The sequence below is a fragment of the Tanticharoenia sakaeratensis NBRC 103193 genome (genome assembly GCF_000963885.1).
In the GTDB taxonomy this organism is placed as follows: Bacteria; Pseudomonadota; Alphaproteobacteria; order Acetobacterales; family Acetobacteraceae; genus Tanticharoenia; species Tanticharoenia sakaeratensis.
The window spans coordinates 26,025-47,560 of record NZ_BALE01000017.1 but is presented as its reverse complement, the minus strand read 5'-3'; the positions used below and the strand labels follow the sequence as shown (position 1 = coordinate 47,560).

General features: G+C 64.7%; 21 protein-coding genes and 1 tRNA gene. 6 read left to right on the top strand and 16 right to left on the bottom strand.

Annotated features, from left to right (window positions below):
* Positions 1-66 precede the first annotated feature (66 nt).
* From B8446_RS07380 to polA, 7 genes are read right to left on the bottom strand one after another with little or no spacing between them, the layout of a single operon-like run.
* Complete coding sequence (locus B8446_RS07380) at positions 67-1,008, bottom strand: ABC transporter ATP-binding protein (protein WP_048848708.1); 942 nt, start codon at positions 1,006-1,008, stop codon at positions 67-69.
* Positions 1,005-1,949 (bottom strand): ABC transporter ATP-binding protein, encoded by a 945-nt coding sequence (locus tag B8446_RS07375; protein WP_048848707.1) that lies wholly within the window; start codon positions 1,947-1,949, stop codon positions 1,005-1,007. Before B8446_RS07375 ends, B8446_RS07380 begins: the two co-directional genes overlap by 4 nt.
* Positions 1,942-2,922 (bottom strand): ABC transporter permease, encoded by a 981-nt coding sequence (locus B8446_RS07370; protein WP_148505897.1) that lies wholly within the window; start codon positions 2,920-2,922, stop codon positions 1,942-1,944. The genes B8446_RS07375 and B8446_RS07370 overlap by 8 nt, the downstream gene beginning before the upstream one ends.
* Positions 2,922-3,881, bottom strand: coding sequence for an ABC transporter permease (locus tag B8446_RS07365; RefSeq protein ID WP_048848706.1), 960 nt, complete (start codon positions 3,879-3,881; stop codon positions 2,922-2,924). The genes B8446_RS07370 and B8446_RS07365 overlap by 1 nt, the downstream gene beginning before the upstream one ends.
* Entirely contained in the window at positions 3,878-5,575 is a 1,698-nt protein-coding gene (locus B8446_RS07360; protein ID WP_048848705.1) for an ABC transporter substrate-binding protein, read from the bottom strand. Before B8446_RS07360 ends, B8446_RS07365 begins: the two co-directional genes overlap by 4 nt.
* Positions 5,572-6,201, bottom strand: a complete 630-nt coding sequence (locus B8446_RS07355; protein WP_048848704.1) for an SCO family protein — start codon at positions 6,199-6,201, stop codon at positions 5,572-5,574. Before B8446_RS07355 ends, B8446_RS07360 begins: the two co-directional genes overlap by 4 nt.
* A 14-nt stretch (positions 6,202-6,215) precedes the next feature.
* Positions 6,216-8,963 (bottom strand): DNA polymerase I, encoded by a 2,748-nt coding sequence (gene polA / locus B8446_RS07350; RefSeq protein ID WP_048848703.1) that lies wholly within the window; start codon positions 8,961-8,963, stop codon positions 6,216-6,218.
* 99 nt (positions 8,964-9,062) lie between these two features.
* Here polA and B8446_RS07345 point away from each other — a divergent pair, with 99 nt between their 5' ends.
* Positions 9,063-10,070, top strand: a complete 1,008-nt coding sequence (locus B8446_RS07345; protein ID WP_158507536.1) for an alpha/beta fold hydrolase — start codon at positions 9,063-9,065, stop codon at positions 10,068-10,070.
* Between the two features lie 93 nt (positions 10,071-10,163).
* A tRNA-Arg gene (locus tag B8446_RS07340) sits at positions 10,164-10,240 on the top strand.
* Between the two features lie 112 nt (positions 10,241-10,352).
* Here the strand turns inward: B8446_RS07340 and B8446_RS07335 are convergent.
* The 5 genes from B8446_RS07335 to B8446_RS16580 form a co-directional block, all read right to left on the bottom strand.
* Positions 10,353-11,054, bottom strand: coding sequence for a glutathione S-transferase (locus B8446_RS07335; protein WP_048848702.1), 702 nt, complete (start codon positions 11,052-11,054; stop codon positions 10,353-10,355).
* 114 nt (positions 11,055-11,168) lie between these two features.
* Positions 11,169-12,638, bottom strand: coding sequence for an MFS transporter (locus tag B8446_RS07330; RefSeq protein ID WP_048848701.1), 1,470 nt, complete (start codon positions 12,636-12,638; stop codon positions 11,169-11,171).
* 79 nt (positions 12,639-12,717) lie between these two features.
* Entirely contained in the window at positions 12,718-12,963 is a 246-nt protein-coding gene (locus B8446_RS16710; protein ID WP_264921688.1) for a tannase/feruloyl esterase family alpha/beta hydrolase, read from the bottom strand.
* Positions 12,902-13,315, bottom strand: coding sequence for a tannase/feruloyl esterase family alpha/beta hydrolase (locus B8446_RS16585; RefSeq protein WP_264921689.1), 414 nt, complete (start codon positions 13,313-13,315; stop codon positions 12,902-12,904). The genes B8446_RS16710 and B8446_RS16585 overlap by 62 nt, the downstream gene beginning before the upstream one ends.
* 30 nt (positions 13,316-13,345) lie before the next feature.
* Positions 13,346-14,254, bottom strand: coding sequence for a tannase/feruloyl esterase family alpha/beta hydrolase (locus tag B8446_RS16580; RefSeq protein WP_241767686.1), 909 nt, complete (start codon positions 14,252-14,254; stop codon positions 13,346-13,348).
* Positions 14,255-14,538: 284 nt separating this feature from the next.
* Here B8446_RS16580 and B8446_RS07320 point away from each other — a divergent pair, with 284 nt between their 5' ends.
* Together B8446_RS07320 and B8446_RS07315 are read left to right on the top strand one after the other, a co-directional pair.
* On the top strand, positions 14,539-15,738 hold the full coding sequence (locus tag B8446_RS07320) for a DUF3500 domain-containing protein (protein WP_048848834.1): 1,200 nt from the start codon (positions 14,539-14,541) through the stop codon (positions 15,736-15,738).
* Entirely contained in the window at positions 15,735-16,187 is a 453-nt protein-coding gene (locus B8446_RS07315) for a hypothetical protein (protein WP_048848700.1), read from the top strand. The genes B8446_RS07320 and B8446_RS07315 overlap by 4 nt, the downstream gene beginning before the upstream one ends.
* Before the next feature lie 222 nt (positions 16,188-16,409).
* On the opposite strand, the gene B8446_RS16025 is transcribed toward B8446_RS07315, so the two are convergent.
* The gene (locus B8446_RS16025) at positions 16,410-16,610 is read right to left on the bottom strand and encodes a hypothetical protein (protein WP_148505894.1); all 201 of its coding nucleotides are present in this window, start codon (positions 16,608-16,610) and stop codon (positions 16,410-16,412) included.
* A 95-nt stretch (positions 16,611-16,705) separates the two neighbouring features.
* Here B8446_RS16025 and B8446_RS07310 point away from each other — a divergent pair, with 95 nt between their 5' ends.
* Positions 16,706-17,986, top strand: coding sequence for a TIGR03862 family flavoprotein (locus B8446_RS07310; protein WP_048848699.1), 1,281 nt, complete (start codon positions 16,706-16,708; stop codon positions 17,984-17,986).
* The gene (locus B8446_RS07305; protein ID WP_148505893.1) at positions 17,983-19,497 is read left to right on the top strand and encodes an ATP-binding protein; all 1,515 of its coding nucleotides are present in this window, start codon (positions 17,983-17,985) and stop codon (positions 19,495-19,497) included. The genes B8446_RS07310 and B8446_RS07305 overlap by 4 nt, the downstream gene beginning before the upstream one ends.
* A gap of 257 nt (positions 19,498-19,754) precedes the next feature.
* On the opposite strand, the gene B8446_RS07300 is transcribed toward B8446_RS07305, so the two are convergent.
* From B8446_RS07300 to pgl, 3 genes are read right to left on the bottom strand one after another with little or no spacing between them, the layout of a single operon-like run.
* Complete coding sequence (locus B8446_RS07300) at positions 19,755-20,042, bottom strand: DUF1330 domain-containing protein (RefSeq protein WP_048848698.1); 288 nt, start codon at positions 20,040-20,042, stop codon at positions 19,755-19,757.
* A gap of 2 nt (positions 20,043-20,044) precedes the next feature.
* Positions 20,045-20,773, bottom strand: a complete 729-nt coding sequence (gene rpiA / locus B8446_RS07295) for a ribose-5-phosphate isomerase RpiA (protein ID WP_048848697.1) — start codon at positions 20,771-20,773, stop codon at positions 20,045-20,047.
* Positions 20,770-21,513, bottom strand: a complete 744-nt coding sequence (gene pgl, locus B8446_RS07290; protein WP_048848696.1) for a 6-phosphogluconolactonase — start codon at positions 21,511-21,513, stop codon at positions 20,770-20,772. Before pgl ends, rpiA begins: the two co-directional genes overlap by 4 nt.
* Positions 21,514-21,536 lie beyond the last annotated feature (23 nt).

The window sequence follows — 21,536 nt, the reverse complement described above, 5'->3', positions numbered from 1 at the left end:
CTATTAGCGGCCTATTCGTTAATTAACCGTGATACAGCTCGTGAAATGCGTGGCTTTTCCCCGGTATTACGACTGGATCGGGAAATGACAGGCCGTGGTGCGACCGTCCACGTCTGCGACAAGTGCCGGACGCTCGCTACGGCATCTTTCACGCACAAAAGGGCAGCGCGTGTGGAAGCGACAGCCGGATGGCGGGTCGAGAGGGCTCGGCACATCGCCTGCAAGAACCGCGGGCGCTGCGCCGTCCCGCGTCGGCACGGCAGCCATGAGCGCGGCCGTGTAGGGATGACGGGGCATGCGAAGCAGGGCCTCCGTCGGCCCCTCCTCGACGACCGATCCCAGATACATCACGGCCATCCGGTCGCTGAGCTGCCGGACGACGGCGAGGTCATGGGAAATGAACAGCATCGCGAGCCCGAGCCGGGCCCGCAGGTCCGAGAACAGATTGATGATCTGCGCCTGAACCGACACGTCGAGGGCTGCGACCGGTTCGTCCGCCACGACGAGCGCCGGGTCGAGCGCCAGCGCGCGGGCAATATTGATCCGCTGTCGCTGCCCTCCGGAAAAAGCATGCGGGAAGCGACTGCCTGCCTCTTCGGGCAGTCCGACCAGCTCCAGCAGCTTTGCCACGCGGGCTGCCGCTTCGGCTCGGGACACACCCTGGGCGAGCAGGGGTGCCGCAAGACTTGCCGCGACCGTCCGGCGCGGGTTCAGGGCTGCCTGCGAGTCCTGAAACACCATCTGCATGCGTCGTCGGTAGGGACGCAGCGCGCGCTCCGACATGCGTGCGATATCGATGCCGTCGATGGCGATCGCGCCCGAACTCGGCCGCTGCAGGCGCACGAGACACCGCCCGAGCGTGGACTTGCCGCACCCTGACTCGCCGACCAGCGCCAGCGCCTCTCCGGGCATGACCGACAGGGACACGCCGTCCACCGCCTGCAGGACCCGTCGGCCACGAAGATGATAACGGACCGAGACGTCCCGCGCGTCGAGAACCGGCTTCATGCCGCACCCTCATACAGGACGCACGCGACATCCCGCCCGGCATGGGAGCGCAGCGGCGGCCGGCGGCCACAGGCCTCATGCGCATAGCCGCATCGTGGCTGAAAGACGCAGCCTTGCGGCCGGGATGCAGGACTTGGCGGCTGACCGGGAATGGTCGCCAGCCGGGCTGGCCGCGGACCGTCGATCTCGGGCGTCGCGGCCATCAGCGCCTGGGTATAGGGATGCAACGGTGCTTGCAGGATCGTCTCGACCGATCCGCGTTCCACGATGACACCCGCATACATGACGACGACATCGGCGCAGCTCTGCGCGACCACGCCCATATCGTGCGTGATCAGCATGACACCCGCATCGCGCTGCGAGACCTCGCGCAGGAGTGCGAGAATCTGTGCCTGAACCGTGACATCGAGCGCTGTCGTCGGTTCATCGGCGATCAGCAGATCGGGACGACAGGACAGCGCCATGGCGATCATCGCGCGCTGGCGCAGCCCGCCCGAGAGCTGGTGCGGATAGCGACGCGCCATCTGCGCGGCGTCCGGCACTTCCATGCGCTGCAGGAGCTGCACGGTCCGTGCGCGTGCATCCGTACGCGACAGCCGCTCATGGGCACGGATCTGCTCGTCGATCTGCGCACCGACGCTGCGCACCGGCAGAAACGCGCTCATCGGGTCCTGAAACACCATGGCGATCTGTCGCCCGCGAAGCGCGCGCCATGCGCGTTCGGAAAGACCCGCAACCTCACGGCTGCCGAACTTCACTGATCCCGACGCGATCGGAACCAGGCCCATCAGAGCCGATGCGGTCACGCTCTTGCCCGATCCGGATTCACCGACCACGCCAAGCGTGCGACCGCGCAGCACGTCGAACGACACATGATCGAGGATCAGCCGGCCGGACAGCCGCACGCACAGATCCCGGACCTGGAGAATGGGCTCAGCCATGCCGCGTGCCGGTCCGAAGGCGTGGATCGAGCGCCAGATAGACGAGATCGACCAGCGCGTTCGCGATCACCACGAAGGCCGCCGAATACAGGACCGTCGCCATGATAAGCGGCAGATCGAGATCGGTCAGCGCCCGATACGTCAGATGCCCGACACCCGGCAGGGCGAACACGACTTCCGTCAGAAGGGCACCGCCCCCGATAAGCTGGGCCACGTCGAGCCCGAACAGCGACACGAAGCCGAGCCAGGACATCCGCAGGCCATGGTTGAGCATGATCCGCAGCGGCGAGAGACCCTTGGCACGCGCCGTGCGCATATAGTCCTCGCCGGAAGCCGCCATGAGTTCGGCACGCAGAACCCGCGCATACAGGCCTGCGAAACTGCTCGACAACACCAGCCACGGCAGCAGCAGGGATCGAAACCATCCTGACGGGCTCTGCAGAAACGGCACGTAACCAAGCGGCGGCACCCACGAGAACAGCATCGTGTCGTGGTAGCGGCTCTGCGTCACAAGGTTCACGACCTCGCCCAGCCAGAAGACCGGGATCGACAGCAGAAGCACCGACAGCCCCATCAGCACCCGGTCGACAATGCCGTTCGGCCACAGCGCACACACGACACCGATCAGCACGGACAATCCGACCCAGATGATCGCAGCCCCGCCCACGAGACTGAGCGTGACGGGAGCAGCCGCGAAGACTTCCGGCACGACCCGTTCTCCATGATCGACGAACGAGGTCAGGTCGCGGGCAACGAACAGCTTGTCCATCATGCGGATGTACTGGACCGGCAGCGCGCGATCGAAACCGTAATCGTGACGGATGCGGGCCAGAATCTGGGGGCTGGCCCCACGCCCGGCAATCCGCGCGGTCGGATCGGCGCCGGGGGTCGCGAAAAAGACCGCGAAGACCAGCATCGAGATGCCGACCAGCACGCAGGCCCCCTGCCCGAGACGCAGTGCCACGCTGCGCATCAGACGCGGCCCCCGGCTTTCGGATCGAGCACGGCGCGCAGTGCGTCGCCCAGCACGTTGAGGCACAGCACGACCGTGACGATGGCGATACCGGGAGCGATCGCAATCGCCGGCCTGCGATACAGCAGCCCTTCCCCGTCCAGAATGATGGTGCCCCAGGACGCCGCCGGCGCCTGCACGCCCAGCGACAGGAACGACAGCGCCGATTCCGCCAGCAGCGTCAGCGCGATGACCAGCGGCGCCAATGTCACGATCAGGTCCCACAGATTGGGCAGCACCTCACGCAGGATGACGCGACTGTGCGACGCGCCATAGCCGCGCGCGGCAAGCACGTAATCGGTGCGCGCGATCGACCGCGCCCGCGCCCGGATGGGACGGGCGGCATATGGCAGGTAGACGGTCGCGATAATGCCGATCGGCAGCAGCAGATTGTCGGCAGCGATGCTGAAGGGGCCGATGCGCAGGGCATGGCTGATGGTGACGATCGAAATCGAGATCGCGAACAGATAGACCGGCACCGCCCAGAAGATATCGAGCAGACGCGAGATCAGCGTGTCGGTCCATCCGCCGAAATATCCGGCACAGATCCCGAGAATACTGGCGCCCAGCATGCACAGGGCCGCACTGGCCGCCGCGATCAGGAGCGAGGATCGCCCGCCGTAGAGCACGCGCGTTGCGACATCCCGTCCCTGCCCGTCCGCGCCCAGCAGATACTGCGCGTGCCATTGCGGGCCGATCGGCGTCAGCCCCAGATGCAGCGGATTGTCATCCGGCTGCATGATATCGCGCGTGACGCCATGTTCGGAAAAACTGCCGCCGATATTGGACATGAATGGATCGGTCCGTGCGACACAGGCAGCATAAAGTGGGGCCGCCAGACAGGCGACGACCATGACGGCGAGCACGCTGGCTGCGATCCGCGCATCCAGCCGCCGCACAAGGGCGCGCCATGCGCTCATTGCACCCACACGCCCGAAAACAACATGTGATAGAGATCGGTGTAGAAATAATTTCCAAGCCGCGCGGAAACGAGGTCCACCAGGTGCATCTGGATGAGCGGCGCGGCCGGTGCCGCGCGCATGATCGCTGCGTTTGCGTCCGCCCAAAGCGCTGCCGATCGTGCCGGATCGTGCTCCAGGCTCGCGCGCGTCATCAGATCCTGAGCGTGCGCATCACAGAATCCGGACGAATTCACCGACGCGTCCGAATTCGGCACGAAATTCTCGCATCCGAAAAGATCGTCGAGAAAGTTCGAGGCGGACGGATAATCCGCGAACCACCGCGCGAGGCTGATCTGGATGTGATTGCCGGAATTCTGCGTGTAGCTGAGCACCAGGGCTTCCGAGACCGGACGCACATCCACGACGAATCCCAGAGATTGCAGAAGATTCCTGATATACACGCCCATGTTCAGTTCCGATGCCCGGTTGGACACGACGAGGGTGATGTGCGCGCCCGCCTCTCCGCTTCGTGCGATCAGGCCGCGTGCACGCGCCATGTCCGGACCTGCCCAGGCGGCGCGGGGGTGCTCGAGACTGGCGTCGCGGCCATAGAAACAAGGCGCATCCGAGCCGGGCAGCCCCGCTGGCACCATCTGACACAGCGGATCGGCAATCGCACCACCACCCGCCAGGATCGTCATGACATGGCGGTCCACGGCGTCGTTCACCGCCTGTCGCACGAGAGCCGAGGTGAACGGCTTTTCGTGCATGTTCATTGACAGATAATACATGCCGAACAGGCGCTCGATATGGGTCTGTGCGGTATGTTCGGCGCCAAGTTCCCCCAGACGGTCGGCGGGTTTCGGATCGAGCATCCAGTCGAACACACCGCGTTCGACCGCACTCACCTGCGCCTCGTCGGACAGGCCGAAGCGATAGTCGATCGCATCGACGAAACCGTCAGGCTGCGCATGCGCGCTGAAGACATGAAAATGGGGATTGCGATCCAGCATCATGCCCGCGTTCGGGTCATACGAGACGATGCGATACGGGCCGGTGGTCGGTGCAGGCGTATTCCCCAGATCATGCGTGGGCGTATCGGCAGGCAGGATCGTCGCGTGCGGGAAGCTCAGCTTCTGCAGAAATTCGCCGTCCGGACGTGACAGGCGGATGGTGATCGCGCCTGTCGCATCATCTCCTTCGACGCCCGGCAACGTGCATGTGCCCGGGTGATCGAGACAGGCATCGGCCCCTGCAATCGCGCCGTAATAGGTCTTGGCCGTCGGGCTGCCGACTTTAAATATCCGCCGGAATGACGCCACGACATCCTGGGCGCGCAGCGTCCGCCCGTCCGAAAAGAGCACGTTCGGCCGCAGGCGCATGGTCCATGTCAGACCATCCGGGCTGACGGTCGGCAGCGCCTCGACAAGGTCGGGCACGATCGTATCACCATCACGGCCCCGCGCCTTGCGATAGGTCACGAGCTGATCGTACACGCAGGAAAACAGCTGCATGTATTGCGTGTTGTAGTTGATCTGCGGATCGAGCGTCCCGGCCGATCCATCGGCCGTGAGCCTCAGCGTGCCGCCGCGATGCGGACTGCCGCGCGTCTCGCCGGTTGCGTCATAGGCGGCCGAGGCCGGATCGGCCGCCCACGCGCCGGCCGTCCATGAAAGGAGAACGCCCGCGGCGACGGCACGCAGCACACTCATTGCGACTTCGAAAGCGCCTCCAGGCGCGCAACGATCTGGTCTGACGTGGCGGTCGTGTCGATCGTCCCGGCATAGGCGCCAACCGGATCCATGATGACGATGCGGTCAGGCTCCGGGCCCATGCGGAACGAGTTCTGCCCGAGCGGAATCTTGTGCACGCCTGCATGGAATTCCTGCGCCACGGCGTAGACTTCCGCAGGCGAGCCGGTCAGCACGATCAGGCGCGATCCGTATTTCAGGATCGCGTCGCGCCGGGCATTGCTGTCGTCCTCCATGGGATTGAGCGTCACCACCACGGGGGCGACATGTGCCTGTCCGTGGAATTTCGCCGCAGCATCGCTCATCGCGCGATAGACGGGCGCACACCGCTCCGTCGGGCAGGACGCATCAGCAAACCACATCAGCAGCCAGCGCCCGCGCAGGTCGCCTTCGGTGACAGTACCCTCGCCGCCGAGATCCATCAGGCGGAACGTCCCGCCGACCTCGTTGCCGTTGGACGACACGCTCGGTCCGGTGTGCTGCGCGACCTCAAATCCGGCAAAGCCGAACATGCCGGCCACAGCGGCAACGCCGATGGCGATCCACCCCAGCCGTGGTGGCTTCTTCATATGGGCTTGCTGCGTCATTGCGCCATCATCCTTCAGTGCGCCTCGGCCCAGTTCGGCCCGATGCCCGTCTCCACCACCAGCGGGACGCTCAGGGTCGCCGCCGTTTCCATTTCGTTGCGAACCAGACGCGCGAAATCCTCTACCGCGTCCGGTCTCACCTCGAACAGCAATTCGTCATGCACCTGCAACAGCATGCGCGCATCCATGCCGGTATCCGGCAATTTGCGGGCCAGACGCACCATCGCGCGCTTGATGATATCCGCAGCCCCGCCCTGCAGCGGCGCATTGATCGCCTGCCGTTCGGCATAGGAGCGACGGGCGCCATTCTTCTCGTTGATGCCCGGCACGTAGCAGCGGCGCCCGAACGGCGTTGTGACGAAGCCGTGCGCCCGCGCTTGGTCACGCGTGCGTTCCATGTAATCGCGAATACCGGGATAGCGGGCGAAATACGCATCGATATACCGTCGTGCCTCGATCTGCGGCACGCCGAGCTGGCGCGCGAGCCCGAAGGCCGAGATGCCGTAGATGATACCGAAATTGATCGCCTTCGCCCGACGCCGCGTCAGGGAATCCATGCCCTCGATCGGGATACCGAACACCTCGGACGCCGTACGGGCATGAATGTCCTGCCCCTTCTCGAACGCATCCCGCAGTGCGGGAAGATCGGCGACATGGGCCAGCAGCCGAAGTTCGATCTGGGAGTAATCCGCCGACAGCAGCGTGTAGCCTTCTGCCGCGACGAAAGCACGCCGGATCCGCCCGCCTTCTTCGGTCCGGATCGGAATGTTCTGCAGATTGGGGTCGTTCGACGACAGGCGGCCGGTGGACGTGACCGCCATCTGGAACGACGTGTGCACGCGGCCCGAGCCCGGATCCATCTGCTCGACCAGCGCGTCGGCGTACGTCGATTTCAGCTTCGCGATCTGGCGCCAGGCGAGGATGCGGCTCGGCAGATCATGTCCCTGATCGGCCAGTTCCTGCAGAACCGACGAATCCGTGCCCCAGGCACCGGATTTCATTCGCTTGCCGCCAGTCAGCCCCATTTCGTCGAACAGGATCTCGCCAAGCTGCTTGGGCGAGCCGAGATTGAAACTCCGCCCGGCCAGCGCGTGAATTTCCGTCTCCAGCGCTGCCATGCGCTGTCCGAAATCGGCCGACATCCGTCGCAGCTCGACCGCATCCACGCGCACGCCGAGCGATTCCATGCCCGCGAGCACGCCGATCAGCGGACGCTCCATGTCCTCATACAGCGCCAGCGCCTTGTTCACGCGCAACGATGGACGCAGGGCCTGCCACAGGCGCAGCGTCACATCCGCGTCCTCGGCCGCATATTCTGTTGCGCGATCCAGCGGCACCTGCGCGAACGGAATACGCGCGCGCCCCGTCCCCGTCACGGCGTCGTAGCTGATCGGGTCATGGCCCAGATGCAGCCGCGACAGCTCATCCATGCCCTGCCCGTGCGCGCCGGCCGACTGCGCATAGGAAATCAGCATCGTATCGTCGATCGGCGCGATATCCGGAACGCCTGCGCGTTCGAACACGGCCAGATCGAACTTCGCATTCTGGAAGATCTTCAGGACGGACCGGTCCGCGAGCAGAGGCGCCAGACGGGCCAACGCATCAGCCGCTTCCAGCTGCCCGGAAGCAGGGTGTTCCAGCGTGCCTTCATGGCGCAGCGGCACGTAGGCCGCCTCGCCCGGGGCCGTGGCCATGGAGAACCCGAGCAGATTGGCGCGGCGCGGATTGAGACCATCCGTTTCGGTATCGATCGCGAACGCGCCCGCAGAGCGCGCCTTCGCAATCCACCCATCGAGAGCTTCGAGACTCAGCACGGTCTCGTAAGGGCCGAACCCGGCCTCGATTTCGGCAGCCACGACGTCCGTGGCCGGTGGCGTGCCGTCGGTCCTTGCCCTGCTCGCCAGCGCGCCAAGTCCCATGCGCTGGATCGTCGAGTGGAATCCCATTTCGTCCAGCCACGTCCGAAGCGTTTCGGGTTCCGGATCGCGCACGCCCAGATCCTCGATCGGCGTCGGCAGCGGCACGTCCTGCACCAGCGTCACCAGCGTGCGTGAAATCCGGGCATCCTCGGCATGCGCGATCAGCGCATCGCGCCGCTTGGATGCCTTCATGCCGGGCGCCGCTTCCAGAATCGCATCGAGCGAGCCGAACTCGGCAACGAGTGTCGCCGCCCCTTTCGGCCCGATGCCCGGAACGCCAGGGACATTGTCCGTCGGATCGCCCATCAGGGCCTGCACATCGATGACCTGCTCGGGCGCCACGCCGAACTTGGCGATGACCTCGGGCTCGCGGATCGGTTTTTGCTTGATCGGATCGAGCAGTTCGACGCCCGGCCGCACCAACTGCATCAGGTCCTTGTCCGACGAGACGATCGTGCAGCAGCCGCCGGCCTCGACGACCGCACGCGCATAGGTCGCGATCAGGTCATCCGCCTCGTAGCCCTCGAGCTCGATCGACGGCACATTGAAGGCCTTCGCCGCGTCACGGATCAGGGAGAACTGCGGCCGCAGATCTTCCGGCGGCTCGGGCCGGTGCGCCTTGTAGCGGGGATAGAGATCGTTGCGGAACGTCGTGCGGCCCGCATCGAAGATACAGGCCAGATGCGTGCCGACATGATCGCGCATCAGCCGCGTGAGCATGTTGGTAAAGCCGAACACGGCATTCACCGGCACACCGGCCGGATTGCTCATGGGCGGCAAGGCATGGAACGCGCGGAAGATGAACCCCGACCCGTCCAGAAGGACCAGATGCGGCTTGCTCATGAGAGGGGGCGGACTTTGGCGACGTTCGGGAAATAGCGCATGATCGGTCTGATGATACGGGGTTTCCGCACGCATTCAAACCGGCGCATGAGACATGCGGTGACTTCCCGCTCCCGGCAGGCAGGCGCGCGGCCGCGCATTCGTGCGGCCATCGCCTGCGCCCTGAGCGCGATCCTGTCCGCCTGCGCCGCCCAGACCGGCCCGAAACCGCTGCCGCGCGACCATGAGGCCGCCTTGGTGCCGCCAAGCATGACCATCACGCTGTCCGACGGCGCACCTATTCCCCTGCGCGTCTGGCAGGCCCGATCCCCTCATGCGGTCGTGCTGGCGTTCCATGGATTCGGCGACAGCCGCGATGCGTGGGAATGGCCGGCGCCCCACATGGCGGCCGCCGGGATCACGACCATCGCTCCCGACCAGCGCGGGTTTGGCGCGGCCCCCTTGCGCGGAGACTGGAGCTCGGCCGCCCGCATGGTGCGCGACGCTTCCGAGGAGGCCGCCTTCATCCACGCCCGGATGCCCGACATGCCGCTCTATGTCATGGGTGAGAGCATGGGCGGCGCCATCGCGCTGATGCTCGATTCGCAAAGGTCGAGACCGCCGATTGCCGGCACGATCCTCGTCTCGCCCGCGATCTGGCCCTTCGACTGGGGATCGCGGGCGGTAGTGAACACGCTGGCCTCGATTGCGCCGCACTGGGCGTTCACGGGCGAGGATCTGCCCGTGCATGTCGTGCCGAGCGACAATCTCGCCGCCATGCGACGCCTCTATTTCGATCCGCTGACCCTGCATGCGGCCCGCCTCGACAGTCTCGCAGGTCTCGTGCGGCTGATGAATGACGCGAGCCGCACAGTGCCTCGCGCGCCGGCACCGATGCTGATCCTGTATGGCGATCACGACCAGCTTGTTCCGGCCGGGCCGATGGCCCGACTATGGCGTGAGACGCCGCATGCGCGTCACGACCTGATCCTCGGCGGCCATCATCTCCTTCTGCGCGACCGCCCCGTCGCCACCGCCGACGTCATTGCTTGGATCACAGACCCGGACGTCCCCCTTCCCTCAGGCGGCGACATTGCCGCCGCAGCCTGGATGGCTGGCGATCCCTAGCTCCATGGTGATACGGGTTACGGCCCCTCGGTTGCCGATTGCCACGAAACAGGGCTTTCGCTCGTCTCGCAGATTGGCTAAGAGCAGCGCAACGGACTCGTAGCTCAGCTGGATAGAGCGTCGCCCTCCGAAGGCGAAGGTCGAAGGTTCGAATCCTTTCGAGTCCGCCAAGATATTCCCCACAAAACGAATACCGAAGCCGGATATCGTCCGGACCGACGCGCTTCTGCGCGTTCAGCGACCTCATTTGCGATACATCGGCTTCCAACGCCATCGAACGCTTCAGGCCTTCAGCACCTTGCGCAGGGACGCCTCGATCTGGCCGCCGCAATAGGCGTCGCCGTAGTCCTTGCGTGCCCGGGCAGAGAGCGCGGCCAGTGGCGGCAACTGACTGATCCTGCGGGACAACGCCGCCGTCAGCGGGGCGGTCTCTTCCAGAATGTGCGCAATTGCCTCGAACCGCTCCGTCATGGTCGACCACAGCGTCGCCGTCACGACGTCGGCGATGCCGGGCGCCGTCTCGCCAAGCAGATAACCTGCCTCGGCCGTCAGGCCGTGCCGCCGCCCTGTTTCCTCCCAAAGCGACATCCATTTTTTCAGGCGCGGGACAAAATCCTGCCAGCGTTTCTCCGTCCACATCTCGCGCCCGCCATCCAGCGTGATGTCATCAATCACATCGTTCGCGTCGGCCACGATCTTCATGGTGAGCGCACGCAGGCCGGGCGTTGCCGGCAGAAGATCGAGCGTCTCTCCCAGATACAGAATAATGGTTGGCGTCTGTGAGATCGCGAGTTTCGCCTTCCGGTCGATCAGAAGCGGCGGCCCCATGAACGGCACCGGCATGTCTGAAACCGCACCTTCCATCAGGCCGGAGATCGCGCCGTCGCCGGCTTCCACCCAAGTCCGTTCCGCATGAACCAGTACCGCACGCACGAACTGACCCCGAAACGGGACGGACCAGTAGTAAAGCTCATAGTCGGCCATGATGCAGACTCCGTGATGGCAATCGGTCTGCTCCGGCAACGCGGTTACACGCCACTCGTTCTCGGCGGCCGTCAGGCGCCTGCGCGATGCGTCAGCGCGCGAAAACGATCAGCGTCATCTGGCCTGCAGCGGGTTGCGTCGCATGTGACCGGACACCTCCTGGCCGAGATCTGCCGGCATCCTGCTGAAACCCGCCGTTCCGATCACAACGATAAGTGCCGTGATCAGAAACACGATGTGAAGGTCGGCCAGACCGACGGCCGTGCGCCCATGCAGCGATTCCAGCGTGGCCAGACAGAATGCCGTGAATGCGACGCCGGCCGTGGAGCCCGTCTGCCCGAGGATGGACATGACGCTGGCAGCCCGGCTGCGCTCCTGCCCCTGCACATCGGCAAAGGCGACCGTGGACAGGCTCGTCAGCTGCATGGATCGCGTCATGCCCGCGAAAGCGAGCGCAAGGGCGAGCAGGACATCCGGCGTCTGCGGCGTCATGAAAACGAACGGCACCAGGGACAGGGCGACCAGGAAGCCGTTGAAGAACAGCACGTTCCGGAAACCGCCCCATCGGATGATCCGGGACGTGAACGGCTTGATGCCGAGATTGGCGCAGAAATAGGCCAGAAGCCACGTGCCGGCCCGCGCCGGAGAGAAACCGAAACCCAACTGGAAGAACAACGGCAGCAGGAACGGGGCGGACGAAAACACGCCACGGAACAAAAGGCCCGGATACAGCGAGGAATAGCGAAGGCTCGCCCGCTTCAGGGGCTCAAGCGACAGGATGGGTGTGGGATGACGCTGCAGATGACGAACGGCCAGCGTGCCCATGATCGCACCCACGATCATCAGGCCAAACGCCACAATACGCTCTACACCGCTCTCCGCCGAGCGCTGGAAGCCGGAGAGCAGACAGGTCAGGCCGACGGCACACAGGGCAAGACCCTTGATATCCAGACGCGACGCACCCTCGGGCGGCTCCGACGGCACGGCCCGCAGGACAGCCAGAACCGCGATCAGGCCAACCGGGATATTGAGCCAGAAATTCCAGCGCCATCCGACCGTCTGCGTCAGATACCCACCCAGAACAGGGCCGATGATGGGCGCCGTCAGAGCCGGCCAGACAGTGACCGACTGTGCTTTCATCAGGTCGCCCTTGGGCGTGTATCGCAGGATGATCGACGTCCCCACCGGCATCATCACGGCGCCCGCCAGCCCCTGCCCGATCCGCGCGCAGACGAATTCCGCGAGCCCCTGCGCGATGCCGCAGAGAAACGACGACAGCGTGAACAGCAGGATCGCCATCCACATCACGCGCTTTTCGCCGAACTTCATGGCAAGCCACGCGGAAATCGGCGAGACGGCAGCGGATGCCAGCATGTAGGCGGTAACGCCCAGCGACAGGTCCAGCGTCCTGACGCCGAACGACCGGGCCATCGCCGGCAGCGACGTGTTGATGATCGCGCCATCGAGGTTCTGCATGAATGTCGCGATCGCCATGATGAACGCGATAAGGGGCGAATATTGTTCGAGTTGTTCCACCACCTGCGAGGGCAGCTCCGGAGAAGACCTGACAGGCGACTGAGACATTACGGACTGTTTTCCGGCAGGGCCGGCCTCCTCTGAAATTCGGCTATCCCGTCTTAGGAGTTCTGCGCCGCAAAAAGTTTCACTTCTCGGAGACCTGTCCGGGCACCGGCACGCAGGTAAAACTGGCAGCCGCATCCATGTCACCATGCCCGTCATAGCGCGCCACGGCGGGATAGGCGCACAAGGGCCGGGAGCGGACGGTTTGGCCGTTGCCTATCCGCGACGCCACGATCCGCTCGGGCGGCCGGCTGCGACTGACCCAGTCATTGATCGCGTCGAGCTTGCTGAATGTATCGCATCCGGCGCCGCCATAGCAGTGCGCCATTCCCGGAATGGTGATGAGGCGCATATCGCTCCGTGATGCAGGGGCCCGCGCGCCTCATCAGGGACCGATAATACCCGATGAGTTCTTCGGGATTATGGCCGTCGTTCCAGCCGATATACATCAGCAGCTTGCCGCCATGACGGAAGAACGGCGTCAGATCGTCGTCGACATGCAGCAGCGGGCCGAGCTTTGCCGTGGCCTTTGCAACATCCGTATCCCAGTTCAGCGTCGTCCAGTCCCAGCCGGGGTTCTGGAACGCCGCATATTTGAACAGGTCCAGTGCGACCGGGAACGCACGGCCGTCGGCGGAGAAGCCATCCTCACTCCCCTTCGCCGGCCCGGGAAAGATCACCTGACGAGTTCGTGGATTGACCGGCCCGCGCTAGATGGCCTCGGCCGCCTGCACCTCGGATGCCGTCAGACAGTCAGCGCTGTCGCGCCCCTTGCACAGAAGCTGGCGCGGCTCGAAGGTGCACGTATCCGGCTCATCGAGAAATCCTTGTGTCCGGCCGACGGCTGTCGCGCAGGCTGCCATGACAGCCCGGTTCAGAAGCTGGAACTTGTCGCGGGAGACCCTGAGCGCCGGGTCATGATAACTCATCCAGCCGGCCCAGAGCTGCTCCGCATTGAAATTCACGATCGGGTTCGGCGGTGCGCCCGCGACAATGCCGTCGTAATCCAGCGGATAGCGTTTCGCTTCGATCAGCCCTTCCAGACCACCGAGCGAACATCCGATCCAGTAGGCATGGGAGACGGCGCGGCCGTAGAACGAGCGTACCAGAGTCTTGCCCGCTTCCGTCATCAGATGATCGGCGCGATAAGCATAATCGATCAGCTTTTCGGGATGCCCGAGCGTGAAACGGCCGCCCTGTCCGTCCGGGGTCGAACTGTCATGGCCCGTGTCCGTGCTGGCAACCGCATAGCCTTCGCTGACACCCGTCACCATGCTGTAATACATCAGCGATCCGGCCCAGCCGAAATTGCCGACGCCCAGGAAATTACCATTCCAGTTCTGCAAGGGAAGCCAGACCTCGACGCGGATTTGTGAATCCGACGACGGATGCAGGACCGCCGCAACGCGACAGAATGCGACATTTCGATCCGACGCCGCATGGCCCGCAAGGTTCATGCCCGGTGCCGACATGATCCGGCTGAGCTGGTCCTTCGGCATCTGCCACGCACCCGCGTCGACCGTTTCCACCTTCGTGAACGTGGCGTCGGGTATGGCCACATGCGCGAGGTCCGAGCAGCTTGTGGCCTGAGCCGTGGCGGGCGCCATGATCGCCAGCATCGTGACGCCTGCGACACCCGCAATATTTCGAGCTCTGAAAAAACTTGCCAATCCAGCCATGACAAATTGCAGAAGAAGCATCGCGTGTGCCCGGCGTGTTGTTGCATCGTCTGTCGCGCGGTGAATGGCGCCATGGCACCGGATCCCGCACGGCATGCCCTTATCTGACGGCGAAAGGCGCCGGATGGAAACCCATTGGTCGGCGGCCCCGGGATCGTGCAGTCGTTCGCACGCGAGGTATCGGCAGCAGTGATATCGACATCATTCCAGACATGCGAGGTCCGATGAAGAGAGCATACAGAGCGGCAATTCCGTTGCTTCTTGCCGCAGGCGGTCTCCCGCTTTGCCTTGCATCTGCCCAGCCGCCGCAAGCTCCAGCGTCATCGGGAGAGACAATGTCGGCCAGCCAGACACGCATCATCGTTACCGCCGCCCGGTCCTTCCTGGCCACGTTCGACGCATCCGACAGGCCGCATGTGCAGTTTCCCTTTGTTGCAGAAAAAACGGCGCGGCTGGCACGTTTCAGGCGAACAGCGCCGGGTGCGCCCGCCAAACCCGTCACCGATGCAGGGGCTAAACTGCCGGCAGCGCACGGACCGGGCATGGGACCGCCGGGAGGCTTCATCGGCGAACAATACGGCCAGTCGATCCGGTCGAATTACCCGGTCAGCGACGTGCCCCGCCCGGGCCTTCAGCTGGGCCACCTCACGGCCGCACAACAAGACGCCACGATGCATCTGCTCCAGATGCTTCTCAGCCGGAAAGGCTATGAGAAGGTTCTCGACATCATGGGTGGAGATCAGGCGCTGGCGGATAGCGGAACGCCGTTCGCCTCCGGGAAAGCGGTCTACACCATTGCGATTTTCGGAGCGCCATCGGAACAGGCCCCCTGGATGGTGCAGTTCGGCGGCCACCATCTGGGCCTGAATATCGTGATGGACGGCGCACACGGAACCATGACTCCGACGCTGACCGGAGCACAGCCGGCCGTCTATCAGGCGGACGGAAAGACGATCCGCGTGCTGGCGGCAGAAAACGACAAGGCGTTCGCCCTGCTCGATGCTTTCGATACGGCCCAGCGCCGGAAGGCGATCCTGCCTTACACAGTCGATGACCTGGTCATGGGCCCCGGACATGATGGCGAGACCATCGTGCCGGAAGGGCTCAAGGGGTCATCCATGACATCCCGGCAGAAACAGCTCATGCTGGACCTGATCGGCGAATGGGCCGGAATCATCAACGATGCTTACGCAGCACCAAGGTTGCAGGAAATCCGGCAGGATCTGGATGAGACGTGGTTCGCCTGGAGCGGCCCCACGACGCACGCGCCGGGACGCAACGGCTCGTCCTATTACCGTATTCAGGGCCCCCGTCTTCTGATCGAGTTCTCACCCCAGGGGGTCGGCGGCGATCCGACCATGCATGTGCACACAGTCTATCGCGATCCGACCGACAATTATGGCACCCGGTACACCACGCCATGAAAACCTTGCGCAGCGCCGTCGCAGTGTTCTGGGCGACCTCGATCGGCATAAGTCCCGCCTCGGCTCACCGGCTGGATGAATATCTTCAGGCAACGGTGATTGATCCGGGTCGGGATCATGTGATGCTGCGGCTGCGCCTGACGCCCGGTGTGGACGTTGCCGACCAGGTCATCGCCCGGATCGACACAAACCGGGATGGCATGCTTTCTGTCGGAGAAAAGCGCGCCTATGCGCTTCAGATTGCCAGAGACCTGTCTGTATCCCTGAATGGAACATCCGTAACATTGCGGCCTGAAGGCGGAGTTTTTCCGACCATCGCTGCCATGAAAGCCGGCACCGGCATCATCATGCTGCAGTTCGAAAGCAAAGCCTTTCATACAAAGGCGGACAACCGGCTGATCTATGCAAACCGGGCGACAGCTCCGGACGTCGTCTATCTCGTCAACTGACTGATGCCCGCAGACCCAGCCGTCCATATCGATGAACAGACGCGGTCCGCAAACCAGGCGTCTTATGAGGTGTCATTTTCCATAAGGAACTAATGACATCGTTCGGGAGACTACAATGCCCTCGATATTTCGTCTGCGTGGCCGGACCAGCCTATCAAGGTTCTTCTCGCAGGAAGCCTCCTGAGAGGTGAACCCCTCCCGGACGCGGCCGGGAGGGAGTGGTCAGTAGTGGATCGGCAACCGGTCGGTGGGCCTGCGTCCGGACCAGTGCATCCGGTAGGGTGGTTCAGGTTCGAGCGGCGGCGGCTGCTCTCCATCGGGGATCGGTTGATCCGGATCAGGCACCGGGCCGGGAGCCGGAAAGGGGGGATCCTCGGGAGGAATGGGCGGCACGGGGATACCGCCGACAGCATATCCGAGCATGGCGGGCCTCCTGTTGAGCGTGCACCGAAAGCGTCGATCATACGATATGCATGTCGGCACATTCGGAGCGGCGCATTTGTTGCTATGCTTGGACAATGCCTGACGACGCCATAAAGTTGCCCGACTTTCCGCAAGAGAAACGTCCCGCCGTCATCGTGGCGGGCGCGGGCCCGGCGGGGCTGATGGCGGCCGAACGTCTGGGTCTGGCCGGCTGCCGCGTGACGGTCATCGACCAGATGCCCAGCGTCGGCCGCAAACTGCTGATGGCGGGCCGCTCGGGCCTCAACCTGACCAATGCCGAGCCACTGCCCGACCTGCTTGCCCGATACGGTGAGGCCGCATCATGGCTGGCGCCGATGATCGAGGCATTCAAGCCGGCGGACGTGATCGCCTGGGCGGAATCCCTCGAACAGCCCTGCTTTACCGGAAGCTCGGGCCATGTCTTCCCGGTCGCGATGAAAGCCTCGCCCCTCCTTCGCGCCTGGCTGGCGCGACTATCCGAGCTCGGCGTGCGCATTCAGACACGCACCTGCTTCAAGGCGTGGGACAATCGACGCGCGATCATCGACATGCCGGAAGGCACACGCGAACTGGAGGCCGATGCGATCGTGCTGGCCCTTGGCGGCGCGAGCTGGCCGCGTCTGGGCGCTGACGGACACTGGACGAAACTGTTTCCGCAGACGCAGGTGAGATCGTTCCGACCCGCCAATTGCGGTGCAATCCCCGACTGGCCGCAGGCCCGCCTCGCCGAGTTTGCCGGCACGCCCCTCAAGCGGATCGCGCTGCGCTGTGATGCGACCGAGACGCGAGGCGATCTGATGATCGGCGCGCAGTCGATCGAAGGAGCGCCGCTCTACCATCTGGTCCCGGCCATCCGGAAGGCTCTCGATCGGACCGGGCACTGCACGCTCTCGCTCGACCTGCGACCGGACCTAGATGTCGAGGACATCGCGGCGCGCCTTGCCCGGACCCGCCCGAGGGAGAGCCGCTCCAACCGGCTGCGCAAGGCGCTGGGCCTGGATCGGCTGGGGCGGGCGCTCGTCTCCGATGCGACGACTGATGCCGACCCACGTGCCCTTGCCTTGGCCGTCAAACAGATCCCGCTGCCGATCGCAGGCCTCGCACCGCTGGATCGCGCAATCTCTGTCGCGGGCGGCCTGCGGCGCGACGCCCTGACGCCCGATCTCATGGTCTGTGATCGGCCAGGGCTTTTCGTCTGCGGCGAGATGCTCGACTGGGAGGCGCCCACCGGCGGCTATCTGCTTCAGGCCTGTCTTTCGACCGGGTTCGCGGCCGGGAACGCGGCGGCCGACTGGCTCGCACGCGAGAATCGTTTGCCAAGCGGCAAGCCAGATGGCACCTCGGGGCGATCATGACCTCCGTCGTCCCGCTCCACTCGCCGCATACGCCGGAGCCTGCGCCGCACGCGCCCTCCAGCGCGGTTTCGCTGGGCCGCAAGCGCGACTCTGCCGACCTCCTGGTCGATCTGCCGGAGCTGCTGGCCACACGCCTGCTGGTCCAGGGCAATTCCGGCTCCGGCAAATCGCATCTGCTTCGGCGCCTGCTCGAACAGACGGCACGCCTGGTGCAGCAGGCCGTGATCGACCCCGAAGGGGACTTCACCGGATTTGCCGCACATTTCGGCCATCTGGTGATCGATGCCGCCGACCATACGGAAGCGACCCTGCGCTCCGCCGGCGAGCGGATGCGTGCCCATCGGGCCTCGGTCGTGCTCAATCTGGAGAACGTCGAGCCGGATCAGCAGCTGCGCGCCACCGCAGCCTTTCTCGGCGGCATGTTCGATGCCCCGCGCGCGCACTGGTATCCGGTTCTGGTCATCGTGGACGAGGCGCAGTTGTTCGCGCCCGTCGCAGGCGGTGATACGACCGACGAGGCCCGGAAGCTGTCGCTCGGCGCGATGACGAACCTGATGTGCCGCGGGCGCAAGCGTGGCCTTGCCGGCGTCATCGCAACCCAGCGCCTGGCCAAGCTCGCCAAGAACGTGGCGGCGGAAGCTAGCAATTTCCTCATGGGGCGTACCTTTCTCGATATCGACATGGTGCGGGCCGCCGACCTGCTTGGCATGGAACGGCGTCAGGCCGAGGCATTCCGTGACCTGCGACGCGGGCAGTTCGTGGCGCTCGGCCCGGCTCTGAGCCGCACCCCCGTTCACGTCGCGATCGGCACCGTCGAGACCGCGAGCAATGCCACCGGGCCATCCCTCCTGCCCCTGGCGCCTACGACCGGCGAAGAGCTGCGTGACGTCATCCTCGAACCTGCCGCGACGTTCAGCGCCTCCCCTCGCCCGCGCGCGGTCCCGGCGCCGGACCTGCTCGCACAGCTGGCTGCCGCCGGCACGCGCGGTCCTGAAGCGCAGGACGATGGCCCGGCAGTCGATGCCCCGGAGCCGACACCCGTCGACCCGGCCCGGATCGATGCGCTGATCCGCCTCGTGGCCGAGGAACCGGACGCGGATTTCCGGCCCGTGGCGACACTCTACCAAGACGTTCTGCTTCGGGCGCGGATCGAGGGGCTGGGCCGCTCGGTGCTCGATCTGCCCGCCTTCCGCAGGCGCCTGGCCACCATCCGCAGCGGCATCCCGGCAGAGAGCGAGGATGACGACTGGCGCGCGGCCGAGGCGATCGCATGGTCCCTGCCGGAGGACGTGCAGACCGTCTTCCTCCTGCTCGCTCACGCCGCCCGCAGCGAGGCGCCCTGCCCCGACGATGCGGCACTCGCCCGTGCCTACGGGACACACTCTCTCGGGCGTGCGCGCCGCCAGCTCGCGTTTCTCGAATCGCGCAATGTCATTGTTCTGCGGGAAGAAGCCTCGGGCCACCGCATGGTCGCGATCGTCGGGCTGGGATGGCAGACCGCCTCACGCTGAACGCTCTGAGGTTCCGGTTGCGGATTGATCGCCTCGGGATGCCGCGAAGACGGTAACCCGATGCATTCCACTGCCTGCTGGCTGTTCGGCATGCAGAGCCGGTTCATCTGTAATATTGCCGCGCGAGAGCGGAACAAGCAGCCACAGGGCCGGTGCTCCTGTTGTTGCGATCCGCTCTTTCACACGGGCCGCCGCGGCGGAGCACTGCGTTGGCCAGCCTCGCCACGTCCCGCGTCATGCAGGACGTGTCCGGAAACTTACAGTCCTTCGACCAGTGTCGCGCGATACGTCGCGCCCTTGAAGCGATGTTGGCGGACCTGGGTATAACCCGGGCCGTCATACCAGTCGTGCGCGGCCTGCGCGTTTGGAAATTCGACGATCACGACGCCTTCTGGGCCCTTGCCTTCCAACGTTTCCTGACGCCCGTAGGCCGCCAGGATCTTGACCGGATGTCCTGCGAACGTCTGGCCGACATTGGCCTGATACGTATCGAGCTCCGACTGATCCTGCACGCTTTCCTTGGTAAAGACGATGTAGCAGGCCATGCTCAGACCCTCCGTTCGGTGGCGGTCAGCCGGTCGATGCCATGCTCCGTTGCCACCAGAACTTCCGAAACATCGTCAAGGAACATCCCGCTCTCGATCACGCCCACGATCTTGGCGATCTCCGTGAACAGATAGAGCGGATCTTCGATCGGGCCGAAATGGCAGTCGATGATCATGTTTCCGCCATCGGTCACGTAGAGCTGGCCGTTGCGGTCCATGCGCGGCTTGGGCGCGCGCGCTCCCAGACGCCCGAGGCGTTCTGCCGCACATTCCCACCCGAACGGCGTCACCTCGATCGGTACGGGTGCCGTGGTGCCCAGCTTGTCGACCAGCTTCTTGTCATCGACGATGACGACGAAGCGATCGGCGGCATGCGCCACGATCTTCTCGCGCAAAAGCGCGCCGCCAAGCCCCTTGATCAGGGTCAGACGCCCCCGAAGCACTTCATCCGCACCGTCGACCGCAAGATCGATCCTGGTCTGCTCGCTGAAATCGGTCAGTTCGATCCCGAGCTCGCGCGCCTGCTGTGCACTGCGTTCGGACGTCGGAATGCCCTTGAAACGGAGCCCTTCCCGGTTCCAGCGACGACCGAGCTCGTCGATGAAGAAGGCGGACGTCGACCCTGTCCCGAGGCCCACAACCATTCCCGGCTCCACGAAGCTCGCCGCATGGCGGGCGGCTTCCTGCTTGCGCTGGGCGCGCAGCTCATCTGCGGTAGCTGGCGTATTCATTGGACAGCACTCGCAGCCGTGGTGTCGAGCAGCCAGATCAGCTGCCCTTCCGTGGTGATGGCCGATGCCGGCTCGGCGGGATCAGCCTTTCGCACGCGCGCGAACGTCTCGGCCTTGCCCTGTCCGGCCAGCATGAACACGACGTAACGGCTGGAATGAATGGCGGGATAGGTCAGCGTCAGGCGCGTATGCGGCGCATCGTCGGGGACGCAGGTCGCCACCCATTTCGTGCGCTCCTTCAACACCGGCTGGCGCGGGAAGAGCGAGGCCGTATGGCCGTTATCGCCCAGGCCCAGCATGACGACGTCGAACAACGGGCGTCCCGGCTCAAGCGTCTCGGATCCATAGACCGCCTGCAGCGCGCGTTGGTAGGCGGCGGCGTCCGCTTCCGCATCGCCTTCGACCGGCATCGGGTGAACGTTTTCCGGCGGAATGTCGATATGCGACAAAAGGGCCGTCTTGCTCATGGTGTAATTGTTGGACGGATCGCTCATCGGGACATGGCGTTCGTCGCCGTAGAACAGATGCGTGTCTGCCCAGGGGAATTCGGTCGCGTAAGGGGCTGCGCCGAGAATTTCATAAAGCCGCTTCGGCGTGGATCCGCCCGAGAGCGCGATCACGAACTTGCCGCTGCGCTTCTCCCGCGCACGCGCCAGAAGCCAGCGCGCCATATGTTGTGCGATTGCCTCGCTGTCCGGCAATACGATCATTTCGCCGGTTGTCACGTCCTGGCCGCTCAACAGCGCCTCCCGATCAAAAAATG

What these genes read in the sequence shown, in the direction of transcription:
- B8446_RS07305 (WP_148505893.1), top strand. Translation starts at nt 17,983, where the DNA reads ATGACCTCCGTCGTCCCGCTCCACTCGCCGCATACGCCGGAGCCTGCG.
- polA (WP_048848703.1), bottom strand. Translation starts at nt 8,963, where the DNA reads ATGAGCAAGCCGCATCTGGTCCTTCTGGACGGGTCGGGGTTCATCTTC.
- B8446_RS07380 (WP_048848708.1), bottom strand. Translation starts at nt 1,008, where the DNA reads ATGAAGCCGGTTCTCGACGCGCGGGACGTCTCGGTCCGTTATCATCTT.
- B8446_RS07335 (WP_048848702.1), bottom strand. Translation starts at nt 11,054, where the DNA reads ATGGCCGACTATGAGCTTTACTACTGGTCCGTCCCGTTTCGGGGTCAG.
- B8446_RS07315 (WP_048848700.1), top strand. Translation starts at nt 15,735, where the DNA reads ATGAAAACCTTGCGCAGCGCCGTCGCAGTGTTCTGGGCGACCTCGATC.
- B8446_RS16580 (WP_241767686.1), bottom strand. Translation starts at nt 14,254, where the DNA reads ATGCTGGCGATCATGGCGCCCGCCACGGCTCAGGCCACAAGCTGCTCG.
- B8446_RS16025 (WP_148505894.1), bottom strand. Translation starts at nt 16,610, where the DNA reads ATGCTCGGATATGCTGTCGGCGGTATCCCCGTGCCGCCCATTCCTCCC.
- B8446_RS07355 (WP_048848704.1), bottom strand. Translation starts at nt 6,201, where the DNA reads ATGACGCAGCAAGCCCATATGAAGAAGCCACCACGGCTGGGGTGGATC.
- rpiA (WP_048848697.1), bottom strand. Translation starts at nt 20,773, where the DNA reads ATGAATACGCCAGCTACCGCAGATGAGCTGCGCGCCCAGCGCAAGCAG.
- B8446_RS07300 (WP_048848698.1), bottom strand. Translation starts at nt 20,042, where the DNA reads ATGGCCTGCTACATCGTCTTTACCAAGGAAAGCGTGCAGGATCAGTCG.
- B8446_RS16710 (WP_264921688.1), bottom strand. Translation starts at nt 12,963, where the DNA reads ATGGCGCACTGCTATGGCGGCGCCGGATGCGATACATTCAGCAAGCTC.
- B8446_RS07320 (WP_048848834.1), top strand. Translation starts at nt 14,539, where the DNA reads ATGAAGAGAGCATACAGAGCGGCAATTCCGTTGCTTCTTGCCGCAGGC.
- B8446_RS07370 (WP_148505897.1), bottom strand. Translation starts at nt 2,922, where the DNA reads ATGCGCAGCGTGGCACTGCGTCTCGGGCAGGGGGCCTGCGTGCTGGTC.
- B8446_RS07375 (WP_048848707.1), bottom strand. Translation starts at nt 1,949, where the DNA reads ATGGCTGAGCCCATTCTCCAGGTCCGGGATCTGTGCGTGCGGCTGTCC.
- B8446_RS07365 (WP_048848706.1), bottom strand. Translation starts at nt 3,881, where the DNA reads ATGAGCGCATGGCGCGCCCTTGTGCGGCGGCTGGATGCGCGGATCGCA.
- B8446_RS07330 (WP_048848701.1), bottom strand. Translation starts at nt 12,638, where the DNA reads ATGTCTCAGTCGCCTGTCAGGTCTTCTCCGGAGCTGCCCTCGCAGGTG.
- B8446_RS07310 (WP_048848699.1), top strand. Translation starts at nt 16,706, where the DNA reads ATGCCTGACGACGCCATAAAGTTGCCCGACTTTCCGCAAGAGAAACGT.
- B8446_RS07360 (WP_048848705.1), bottom strand. Translation starts at nt 5,575, where the DNA reads ATGAGTGTGCTGCGTGCCGTCGCCGCGGGCGTTCTCCTTTCATGGACG.